The organism is Acinetobacter sp. YH12218, from assembly GCF_013417925.1.
GTDB classification, from domain to species: domain Bacteria; phylum Pseudomonadota; class Gammaproteobacteria; order Pseudomonadales; family Moraxellaceae; genus Acinetobacter; species Acinetobacter amyesii.
In genome coordinates, this window is the sequence record NZ_VPDB01000087.1 from 1 (window position 1) to 10305 (window position 10305).

The 10305-nt window shown below is 39.7% G+C and carries 12 protein-coding genes; 4 read left to right on the forward strand and 8 right to left on the reverse strand.

Annotated features, from left to right (window positions below; genetic code table 11):
• A partial coding sequence (locus tag FTV03_RS15790; RefSeq protein ID WP_180042121.1) for an IS66 family transposase occupies window positions 1–590 on the forward strand: 590 nt, incomplete at its 5' end.
• Between the two features lie 75 nt (window positions 591–665).
• Here the strand turns inward: FTV03_RS15790 and fdx are convergent.
• The 8 genes from fdx to FTV03_RS15830 form a co-directional block, all read right to left on the reverse strand.
• The gene (gene fdx, locus FTV03_RS15795; RefSeq protein WP_078188671.1) at window positions 666–1004 is read right to left on the reverse strand and encodes an ISC system 2Fe-2S type ferredoxin; all 339 of its coding nucleotides are present in this window, start codon (window positions 1002–1004) and stop codon (window positions 666–668) included.
• Between the two features lie 16 nt (window positions 1005–1020).
• Entirely contained in the window at window positions 1021–2880 is a 1860-nt protein-coding gene (hscA, locus tag FTV03_RS15800; protein ID WP_180042123.1) for a Fe-S protein assembly chaperone HscA, read from the reverse strand.
• Between the two features lie 39 nt (window positions 2881–2919).
• Complete coding sequence (hscB, locus tag FTV03_RS15805; protein WP_168378605.1) at window positions 2920–3435, reverse strand: Fe-S protein assembly co-chaperone HscB; 516 nt, start codon at window positions 3433–3435, stop codon at window positions 2920–2922.
• 104 nt (window positions 3436–3539) lie between these two features.
• On the reverse strand, window positions 3540–3860 hold the full coding sequence (iscA, locus tag FTV03_RS15810) for an iron-sulfur cluster assembly protein IscA (protein ID WP_078188668.1): 321 nt from the start codon (window positions 3858–3860) through the stop codon (window positions 3540–3542).
• A 37-nt stretch (window positions 3861–3897) separates the two neighbouring features.
• Complete coding sequence (iscU, locus tag FTV03_RS15815) at window positions 3898–4284, reverse strand: Fe-S cluster assembly scaffold IscU (RefSeq protein WP_078188667.1); 387 nt, start codon at window positions 4282–4284, stop codon at window positions 3898–3900.
• 104 nt (window positions 4285–4388) lie between these two features.
• Complete coding sequence (locus FTV03_RS15820; RefSeq protein WP_078188666.1) at window positions 4389–5606, reverse strand: IscS subfamily cysteine desulfurase; 1218 nt, start codon at window positions 5604–5606, stop codon at window positions 4389–4391.
• Window position 5607: 1 nt separating this feature from the next.
• Complete coding sequence (locus tag FTV03_RS15825; RefSeq protein ID WP_078188665.1) at window positions 5608–6081, reverse strand: Rrf2 family transcriptional regulator; 474 nt, start codon at window positions 6079–6081, stop codon at window positions 5608–5610.
• A 112-nt stretch (window positions 6082–6193) separates the two neighbouring features.
• Window positions 6194–6841: a hypothetical protein gene (locus tag FTV03_RS15830; protein WP_078188664.1), complete on the reverse strand. Its 648-nt coding sequence runs from the start codon at window positions 6839–6841 to the stop codon at window positions 6194–6196.
• 207 nt (window positions 6842–7048) lie between these two features.
• On the opposite strand from FTV03_RS15830, the gene FTV03_RS15835 reads away from it, so the two are divergent.
• The 3 genes from FTV03_RS15835 (at window position 7049) to FTV03_RS15845 (ending at window position 9956) form a co-directional block, all read left to right on the forward strand.
• Complete coding sequence (locus FTV03_RS15835; protein ID WP_180022145.1) at window positions 7049–7519, forward strand: phasin family protein; 471 nt, start codon at window positions 7049–7051, stop codon at window positions 7517–7519.
• 166 nt (window positions 7520–7685) lie between these two features.
• On the forward strand, window positions 7686–7958 hold the full coding sequence (locus FTV03_RS15840; RefSeq protein WP_078188662.1) for an HU family DNA-binding protein: 273 nt from the start codon (window positions 7686–7688) through the stop codon (window positions 7956–7958).
• A 132-nt stretch (window positions 7959–8090) separates the two neighbouring features.
• Window positions 8091–9956, forward strand: coding sequence for a SurA N-terminal domain-containing protein (locus tag FTV03_RS15845; RefSeq protein ID WP_180004653.1), 1866 nt, complete (start codon window positions 8091–8093; stop codon window positions 9954–9956).
• The last annotated feature ends 349 nt before the right edge of the window (window positions 9957–10305 follow it).

The window sequence follows — 10305 nt, forward strand, 5'->3', positions numbered from 1 at the left end:
TTAAATCAGGTCAGGTCATTGAGGTGGGCTGCATGGCGCATGCGCGTCGTAAATTCCATGAACTGCATGTGACCAAAAAAAGTCAGGTCGCTGAACAGGCATTAGTGCTGATTCAGAAACTGTATGCCATAGAAGCAGAACTCAGGAAAAAGACCGATGGTACAGCAGAACAGCGCCGCGAATACCGACAACAGCATAGTCAACCGGTGATGCAACAACTGTATGAATGGCTCAACCAACATCAACTGACTGTGCCATCGAGTTCTCCAACCGCCAAGGCGATCAATTACACTCTGAAGCGTTGGCCAGCTTTAAGCCGCTATCTGGATGATGGCAATCTACCGATTTGCAATAACTGGGTGGAAAACCAGATGCGCCCCTGGGCGTTGGGACGTAAGAACTGGTTATTTGCAGGTTCGCTGCGCAGCGGTCAGCGAGCAGCCAATATTATGACATTAATCCAGTCAGCAAAGCTGAATGGGCTGGATCCCTATGCCTATTTAAGTGATGTGCTGAAAAGGTTGCCGACACATAAAGTGACTCAGATTGAAGAATTGCTACCACACCGCTGGAAACCTAAATCGAATTAAAAAATAGGCATGGGGTTCAGCGGACGCTTACGTTACGATGAACTGGCTTTTTGATTATAGAAAATTATCTATAAATTAATGATTTTCTGAAGCATGGTTGATGGTGTATTTGGGAATTTCAATTTCTAAATCTTCATCTTCAATTTTTACTTGGCATGACAGACGAGAGTCTGGTTCTAACCCCCAAGCACGATCGAGAAGATCTGCTTCGACATCATCCATTTCATCTAGACCATCAAAACCTTTACGTACAACCACATGGCAAGTGGTACATGCTTTAGACATATCACATGCATGTTCAATTTTGATGCCGTTTTTTAACATGCTTTCGCAAAGGTTAGCATTTGCTTCGACTTCAAACTCAGCGCCGTTTGGGCAGATTGTTGCGTGAGGCAGTACTTTAATACGTGGCATAATCTTGACCTATAAATTAATTTGAGTTTGACCAATCATCGAGTTTTGTGCCTTTCAATGCGGCATCAATGTGCTGATTCATACGAGCTGCAGCAAATGCATCGCTATGTATTTTAAGCTGTTCTACAGCATGTTCAATAGCTTTGATATCTGTCGTTTCAAGTGCAGCATCTAAAACTGTGCGTGCAGCAGTGAGGGAACTATGTTGCTCTTGGCTGAGAAGTTGAGCATCTACTTTAAGTGCTTGATCAAGTGCTTCAAGTTCACGTTTTGCTTCCACTTTGGTTTCTTGAAGATGGCGTAAGTTTTTGTCTTCTTCAGCAAACTTATAACCATCAATCAGTAAGCGTTCAGTGTCGGCATCAGATAAACCATAAGAAGGTTTGATGTCAATTTGAGCATGCACACCAGAAGTGGTTTCTTTGGCTGACACCGTCAATAAACCATCTGCGTCAACTTGGAAAGTCACTTCAATACGCGCTTGACCGGCAGTCATCGGTGGAATACCACGAAGCACGAAACGTCCTAGACTACGGCAATGTTCAACCAAATCACGCTCACCTTGTACAACATGAATCAACATTGCTGTTTGACCATCTTGATAGGTTGTGAATTCTTGGCGACGCGCCACAGGAATGGCTGTGTTACGCGAAATAAGGCGCTCAACCAAACCGCCCATGGTTTCTAAACCTAAAGAAAGCGGCGTGACGTCTAAAAGCAGTGAACCATCTTTAGAGTTACCAATAAGTTGGTTCGCTGTAATCGACGCGCCAATGGCCACAACTTCATCAGGGTTAATAGTACAGAGCGGTTCTTGATTGAAGACATCTTGAACAGCTTTTTGTACAGCATACGAGCGGGTAGAACCACCGACCAATACCACATTTTGAATATCGCTGAGCTCAAGCTTGGCATCACGCATGACACGTTTACAAACGCTGATGGTTTTATCCAAAGCAACTTTGATGATGGATTCAAAAGTAGGGCGGTCTAAAGTCAATGATTGATCAAGAACTTTAAGCTCTACAGATTCAGCCTCAGTTAATGCTTCTTTTGCTTTACGAGCAGAAACTATGAAATGGGCATATTCAGCATCATCTAAAGTTTCAATATTCAGTTGTTTTTTTGCCCATTTTACAATCAGACGGTCTAAGTCATCACCACCAAGCGCCGTGTGGCCACCCGTTGCTAGAACTTCAAAAACACCTTGAGAGAAACGTAAAATTGAAACGTCAAAAGTACCACCACCCAAATCGTAGATCACATAGTTTTGATCATGTGCAAGATTGGTGTCTTGGTCTAAGCCATAAGCCACTGCCGCAGCAGTCGGTTCATTTAAAAGACGGAGTACATTTAAGCCTGCAAGCTGTGCTGCATCACGCGTTGCTTGACGCTGTGCTTCATCAAAATAGGCAGGCACAGTAATGACAGCACCATTTACTGGATTGTTTAAGCTGCTTTCTGCACGGTCTTTAAGTTGTTTTAAAATTTCAGCAGAAATTTCAACTGGTGTTTTGCGACCTTGTGCAGTTTCAAAAGCAGGCATTTCATTCGCTTCACCGACTAAGTTGTACGGGTGTTGGAATTTAATATCTGTCTTAGAGCGACCCATAAAGCGTTTTACAGAAACGATGGTGTTTTTAGGATCAGTCGTTAAGAATGCCTTTGCGTCGTCACCATATTGCGTAGTGGATTCGCCATAGTGTGCAATAGAAGGGAGTAACACACGACCATGTTCATCGTTAAGCACTTTCGCTTTACCAGAAAGTACCGTGGCTACTAAAGAGTGTGTAGTCCCAAGATCGATACCAATTGCGATGCGGTGTTCATGCGGCGCACTTGATTGACCAGGTTCTGCAATTTGCAAGAGAGCCATGTGTGTTACATCCTTTGAACGTCAAATATAAAAAATAAATTAAAAATCATCGTCTAAATCAAAGCTATCGTCGTCTAAGAAGCGATCTTCAGCTTTATCGATGTCAGCCATAACTTTTTGGAAGAAGCGTAATTTACGTACGGTATCACGTGCTTCTGCCCAGTCTTCGTCGTCATAATCAATCTTAAATTCACGAACCAAACCGTCTATCCATTGCTGAACTTCAGTTTTAAGTGAAGTGAGGTCATCAGCAGAGCATGCCTCATCTAACTGTTCACGAATTTCTAAGGCATCTTGTAGGAACTCAAAATCACTAATCGATTGATCAAGGTGATAATCTTGTTTTTTGAGACTTAAGAGATATGCAGCGCGGCTATCAACATTGGATAAAGCTTTAAATGCTTGATTAATCTCACTGGATTTAATCAGGGCTAGATCTTTGTCTTCGGCTTTATCTGGATGATATTGTTGCTGCAACTTTAAAAATTCAGATTTTAAAACTGCTAAATCAATATCGAGTGCTACAGGTAAGTTAAACAACTCAAAATGATTCATGGGAGATGGTGTCCGCAATAGAGGTGCAAAAAGTGTTGCTTTAAATGCAATTAAAACAGTGAATTTTACACTGTTTTAATGCGAAAAAGGAGCGTGGAAAAGGCTTAAACCGTAAACGATTCGCCGCAGCCACATTCACCTTTTTTATTTGGGTTATTAAATTCGAAACCTTCGTTTAAACCATTTTTCACATAGTCCATCTCCATACCTTCAAGATAAACTAGGCTTTTTGGGTCAACAAATACTTTTACGCCAAACTGATCGAATACTTGGTCATGCGTGTCAATATCATCGACAAACTCAAGTACATAAGCTAGACCAGAACAGCCAGAAGTTTTCACGCCAACGCGAATGCCTTCACCCTTACCGCGATTCTTGATGTAATTGCTGATATGAGTTGCAGCATTTTCAGTTAAATGAATCATGAAAACTCCGTTAATCTTTTTTAAAACACGTAAACAATTAAGCTTTTACTTTCTTGCTACGGTAGTCTTCTACAGCAGCTTTGATTGCATCTTCAGCAAGTACAGAGCAGTGTACTTTTACTGGTGGAAGTGCAAGTTCAGTTGCAATATCAATGTTCTTAATTGCTTGAGCTTCATCAAGAGTTTTGCCTTTTAGCCACTCTGTTACTAATGAGCTAGATGCAATTGCTGAACCACAACCGTAAGTTTTGAAGCGAGCTTCTTCAATTACGCCATTGTCATCAACTTGAATCTGTAGACGCATAACATCGCCACAAGCTGGTGCACCGACCATACCTGTACCAACGTTTTCTGCATTTTTGTCTAAAACACCAACATTACGAGGGTTTTCGTAATGATCAATTACTTTTTCGCTATAAGCCATGACGCTTCTCCAAACCTCGGGGTCAGCCTTAAGATTAATATGGGGGTGAAATTACGTTAATCAATGAGATAGCCTTAAAATAAAAGCTATCTCACCGGGATGAATTAGTGTTCAGCCCATTCTACAGAATTAAGGTCGATACCTTCTTTGTACATGTCCCAAAGCGGTGAAAGATCACGTAGTTTTTCAACTGCTGCTTTAGTAATTTCAAGTACATGGTCAATATCGGCTTCAGTGGTGTATTTACCAAAGCTGAAACGAATCGAGCTGTGAGCCAATTCGTCTGAAAGACCCAATGCACGAAGTACATAAGATGGTTCTAAAGTTGCTGATGTACATGCAGAACCAGAAGATACTGCGCAATCTTTAAGTGCCATCATTAACGATTCACCTTCAACAAAGTTAAAGCTGACGTTTAGATAGTTTGCAACGTTGTATTCTGGGTGACCGTTCAGGAAGACTTGTTCAAGACCTTGTAAGCCATTCCAAAGTTTGTCACGAAGTACACGAATACGAGTTTGTTCGGCATGTAGGTTTTTGCCTGCAAGTTCGAACGCTTCGCCCATACCCACGATTTGGTGAGTCGCTAGCGTACCTGAACGCATACCACGTTCATGACCGCCACCGTGCATTTGCGCTTTAATACGTACACGTGGTTGACGACGTACATAAAGAGCACCAATGCCTTTAGGGCCATAGATTTTGTGGCCAGAGAAACTCATCAAATCAACTTTCATTGTTGAAAGATCAATTTCTACTTTACCAGCAGCTTGCGCAGCATCTACATGGAAATAAGTTTTGTTTGCACGAGTCAATTCACCGATTGCAGCTACATCTGTAGTTGTACCGATTTCATTGTTCACCATCATCAAAGATACAAGAATTGTATCTGGACGAAGGGCTGCTTGAACCATTTCAGGTGTGATTAAACCTGTTTTTGCTTCTGGCTCAAGATAAGTAATTTCGAAGCCTTCTTCTTCAAGCTCGCGGCAAGTATCAAGAATTGCTTTATGTTCAATTTTACTTGTAATAATGTGCTTGCCTTTAGATGCATAGAACTGAGCAATACCTTTAAGCGCAAGGTTGTCAGATTCAGTTGCACCAGAAGTCCAAACGATTTCGCGTGGATCAGCTTTTACTAGATTAGCAACTTGTTCACGTGCATATTCTACTTTTTCTTCTGCCTGCCAGCCGTAAGCATGAGAACGAGAAGCTGCATTACCAAAAGTACCGTCAAACGTTAGACATTCCATCATACGTTCTGCGACTTGAGGGTCTACAGGTGTAGTTGCTGCATAGTCAAGATAAATAGGACGCTTCATGTCAAATACCTGTAACCGATAAAAGGGCTGAATCAAAGTTTGCTGAATTTTGACGAATAGATACGGTTTGAACGTTATCGCGTGCTACAAGGTCAGCAAGGGTGATTTTTGCAAGATAATCGGCAATGTGGTGGGAGAGTTCCTGCCATAAATCGTGAGTCAAGCACATTGCACCATTTTGGCAGTTGCCTTTGTGGTCACAACGGGTTGCATCAACTGTTTCATTTACAGCTTCAATAATTTCCAAAACAGTGATGTCTTCAGCACTACGAGCAAGGTGATAACCACCGTTTGCTCCACGGATGCTGGAAACTAAGCCGTGACGCTTTAATTTTGCAAATAACTGCTCAAGATAGGCCACTGAAATGGTTTGACGAGCTGCAATTTCTGCAAGAGTGATCGTTTGTTCAGTTGGCTGCAAAGCTAGATCAAGTAGAGCAGTCACTGCGTAGCGACCGCGAGTTGTTAAGCGCATGATTCGATACACATGTTAAGTCTAGATGTGCAGATTTTATGAATCCTGACTAAAATAGTCAAGTTTTTTTGAGATTGTTTATTTGTTTTATTTTGTCTGAAAAATTATATATTTATTTGAACCACACATTATACACTAATAACGTTATTAAAAGAACAGATATTAGACTAAAAGCGATATTAATCCGTTTTTGACGACGTTCGATACGCTTAATACGGTTTTTGTATTGTTTAACTTCAACTTGCAGCGTGTTGATTTTTGAGCGTTGCTGTTCGATTTTTTCTAAAAGTGGGGCAATACGTTTTTTAGACGCAACGATATCGTTTTCTTCGACAGGTTCAGACAGCCAGTGTTTCCAGTCAGATAAAATTTTCGGCACACTAAATAATGAAACCAGATCACGAAATTCATCTTTTAGAACTACATCACCATCGATACGCATGGTTTTGATGCTTTTACGATTACCAAAGACAAAGATTTTCACCAAATCCATTAGTGTCGTACGGACATCAAGGTCGATCGCTTTATCTGGGGATTTTGTGTCGAAAAGAATACCGTGTTCAGTAAACTGAACATAAAAATCAAAATAAGGGATATAGCTATTTATCTTAAGTGCGACTTTTTGATCAACAAATTTTTTAGCTTGTAATGCTACAACGCGGTCATGTTTTAAAATGAAAGTAAAAATCGTTTCTAAAACAATCAGGGTCATAGTAAGCAACAAATGTGGTTGAGCTTGTGTTTGTTGCGTATCACTCATAAAAAAAATGTCCTTGTTAAAATCTGAAAGCACTGGAAACTGAGCATCCTGCTCTAGAGGAACTTAGAATATACCAAAAAGTTGGTAATTCACCAGCTTTGTAGAACAGTTTAATCAATCTATCAAGTCATATGTTTGCTATTATGTTGTTAAAATGAAGAATCACATGTTGCTGTGCACATAAAATAATCAGGAGAAGTGCGGATTATGGAAAATACAGAAAGCATAATTGATGATGCACAAGAAAAAGCAGAAAAGCCGGCTAAAACTCGCGTACGTAGTCATTCTGACCGTCGCTCTAAAATGGATTTTCGCAAATATACCAAACAGATTTGGTTGGCTGGATTAGGTGCTTTTTCACGTGCTGAGGGTGAAGGAAATAAGCTTTTTGACTCTTTAGTCAAAGTTGGAGAGGAGCTTGAGTCCAAAACGATTGATATTGCAGATCAAACTGTCGAAAAAGTTTCAGAAAAAGCCAAAGAATCTGTAACTGATACGAAAGATAAAGTAGAAAAAATTTTAGATAATGGTGTTAATCATTCCTTAAACCGTTTAGGATTGGTGACTGTAAAGGATTTACAGCACGTAGAAAGGCTTATACTTCAATTACATACTAAAGTTGACCTATTGGCCGAAGAAAATGCCCAACTGAGGGCCGAAATACTAAAAAAACACTAACTTTTTTACTATTATCGAATTTTCAAGGTTTTTTTCGTCAAAAAATTCTATAAAAAGAGGTTGAGGAGTATTGCGTTTAACCCTAAAGCATTGCTATAAAGGCGTTATGGCGTTTTATACAAATTCTTGAACCTTAAATAAACGATATTAAGAGGACGTAATTTTCATGAATAAATCAGAATTAATTGATGCAATTGCCGAAAATGGGGGATTATCTAAGGCCGATGCCGGTAAAGCTTTAGATGCTACAATTGCTGCAGTTACCAATGCTTTAAAAGCTGGTGATACAGTTACTTTAGTTGGTTTCGGTACTTTCAGCGTTAAAGAGCGCGCTGCACGTACTGGTCGTAACCCACAAACTGGTGCGACTTTAGAAATCAAAGCAAGCAAAGTTCCTAGCTTCAAAGCTGGTAAAGGCTTGAAAGATTCTGTAGCTTAATCTTATTAAGCACATGAGACGCGCCATTATTTGGCGCGTTTTTTATTGGTAAATGTGATTAATTGATATATCGCATTCATTCATCTCGGGTTTTCGGTTAAAATTCACCGCAAATAAAATATTGGAATACTTATGGAATCGTTTCGTAAAGTCATTAAGGGTTGGCTGGGCAAGGTCTTGCTCGTTTTGTTTTTGACCCCTTTAGCACTTGTAGGTATTGAAGGATATTTTAGTGGTGGATCTAAAGATGCAGCAAAGACTGTAAACGGTACTGAAATTTCTCAAAAAGAACTCGAAGCACTGACGAACTCATTAAAAGAACAATATCTGGCATATGCTCAGGGTGATGAAACATTATTGAATCAAAATTTCATTAGCAATAAAGCGATGGATACTTTGGTTTCACGCCAATTGTTATTGCAACAAGCTGATAAATTAGGCATTAGCTTGAGTGATGCACAAATTGTGCAAATGATTCATCAGCAGCCAAGCTTCCAAGTCAATGGTCAATTTTCTGATGAAGCGTTTGGGAGATACCTCGAATCGATTGGTATGACGAACCGCACATTCATTGATAACTTACGTAAAGACCATGCTTTAAAAATGTTGTCTACAACATTTATGGAATATGCATTAGTGAGTAAGCTTGATATCTTGCAAATTGCGAACTTACAAACGGAACAACGTAGTATTCAGTTGGCCAGCATTAATCTTGAAAATTACAAGAAAAATGTAAAAGTATCTGATGCTGAAATTGCCGCTTATTATGAGCAGCATAAAAACAAATTTAAGCAAGCAACCAGTGTTGATGCTGATTTTGTCGTATTAACACCTGCCAATATTACTGCACCAGTAGAAGCTGCAACTGATGCTGAATTGAAAGAAGCGTATAACAGCTTTGTTGAGAATGCACAGAAGTCAGTTAAACCACTCGTTAAGCACATCATGATCACTGCGGACAATCGTTCAGATGCCGAAGCTAAAAAACTGGCTGAAAGTGTTCAAGCTAAAATTAAAGCGGGTTTAAGCTTTGACCAAGCTGCAGCGCAATTCTCTGAAGATCCGGAATCTAAAGCAAAAGGTGGTGAACTGGTTGCTTATGAAAAAGGTGTATTTGGTGATGCATTTGATGCAGCAGTTGAAGGTGCTCAAGCTGGTCAAGTGACAGCTCCTGTGAAAACAGACAGTGGTTATCACTTGATCGAAAAAGTGGCGCCAGCTGTAAAAGTGGCTTCATTTGAACAAGAAAAAGCACGTCTGCAAGCAGAAGTCGCTGCTTCGAAAAAAGCCAATGTTTTTTCTGACACTGTAAACAGCCTCAATGACATGGTCGTGAGCAGTGATGCCCTTGATGTCGTGGGTCAAGAAGTGAAAGGCGTAAAAGTACAATCATTGAATGGCTTAACATTAGCATCGCAACATCCAGTTTTAAGTGATGCAAACGTCAAAGTTAAATTGTTTAACGATGATGTTAAAAATGGTGAACGTAATGTTTCATCGAGCATTCAGTTGAAAAACGGTGATGTGGTTTGGGTGAAAGTGCGTAACTATCATGCTGCGGGTGTTCAAACTTTAGCTGAAGCGAAAGCGCATGTGAAAACTCAGCTGATTGAAAAGAAAGCGTCTGATGCTGCAAAAGCCCAAATTCAAGCGACATTAAAAGAGTTTGCTGCAAAACCTGCTGCTTCAGTTGCGAAAGGCAGTTTAAACTTTGAAAATGCGGGTACATTCACTCGTGCGGATGGTTTGTTAAAACGCGAAATTCAACGTGCTGCATTTAGTGTAAAAGCGCCGAAAGCAGGTCATTGGTCTGTTACTACGACTAATCTACCAAATGAATTGGTTGTGGTTGCTGTGACTGCAGTGAACAAACAATCTGATGCGGCATTAACGGGTGAGCAGTTAGATGAGTTAACAAAACTTTATCAACAGCTTCGTGGTCAACAAGAATTTGATGACTACACACGTTATCTAAAAGATCATGCCAAAATTAAATAATTTAGGCAGCTTTAAAAAAACCAGCTTTCGAGCTGGTTTTTTTATGTTTAAGTTTAATGCATCACACTTTAAGAAAAACTTTTAAAAACAAAGATTAAATAAAATTGACTATTTAAATAATTCTCTTAAATTGAGTTTGGGAAGGCAGTTTCCTAAAAAATATAATGATGTGATTTGAGGGTGCTATGCAAAAGATGAGAGATTTAAACAGTATTTTAAAAAATATAGGACTTACGCATTGACTGATTCAAAAAAGTATTAAAATACTTTATAAAGTATCTGTGATCAGACGAATTAAACATGCTTCTACAGCAACTTGTACATTACCCATTTATATGGGCTTTCTCAT

Bases quoted from the DNA above. Each gene is read 5' to 3' on its own strand.
- FTV03_RS15835 (WP_180022145.1), top strand. From the start codon at position 7,049: ATGGAAAATACAGAAAGCATAATTGATGATGCACAAGAAAAAGCAGAA.
- iscU (WP_078188667.1), bottom strand. From the start codon at position 4,284: ATGGCTTATAGCGAAAAAGTAATTGATCATTACGAAAACCCTCGTAAT.
- FTV03_RS15830 (WP_078188664.1), bottom strand. From the start codon at position 6,841: ATGAGTGATACGCAACAAACACAAGCTCAACCACATTTGTTGCTTACT.
- hscA (WP_180042123.1), bottom strand. From the start codon at position 2,880: ATGGCTCTCTTGCAAATTGCAGAACCTGGTCAATCAAGTGCGCCGCAT.
- FTV03_RS15820 (WP_078188666.1), bottom strand. From the start codon at position 5,606: ATGAAGCGTCCTATTTATCTTGACTATGCAGCAACTACACCTGTAGAC.
- FTV03_RS15825 (WP_078188665.1), bottom strand. From the start codon at position 6,081: ATGCGCTTAACAACTCGCGGTCGCTACGCAGTGACTGCTCTACTTGAT.
- fdx (WP_078188671.1), bottom strand. From the start codon at position 1,004: ATGCCACGTATTAAAGTACTGCCTCACGCAACAATCTGCCCAAACGGC.
- FTV03_RS15840 (WP_078188662.1), top strand. From the start codon at position 7,686: ATGAATAAATCAGAATTAATTGATGCAATTGCCGAAAATGGGGGATTA.
- iscA (WP_078188668.1), bottom strand. From the start codon at position 3,860: ATGATTCATTTAACTGAAAATGCTGCAACTCATATCAGCAATTACATC.
- FTV03_RS15845 (WP_180004653.1), top strand. From the start codon at position 8,091: ATGGAATCGTTTCGTAAAGTCATTAAGGGTTGGCTGGGCAAGGTCTTG.
- hscB (WP_168378605.1), bottom strand. From the start codon at position 3,435: ATGAATCATTTTGAGTTGTTTAACTTACCTGTAGCACTCGATATTGAT.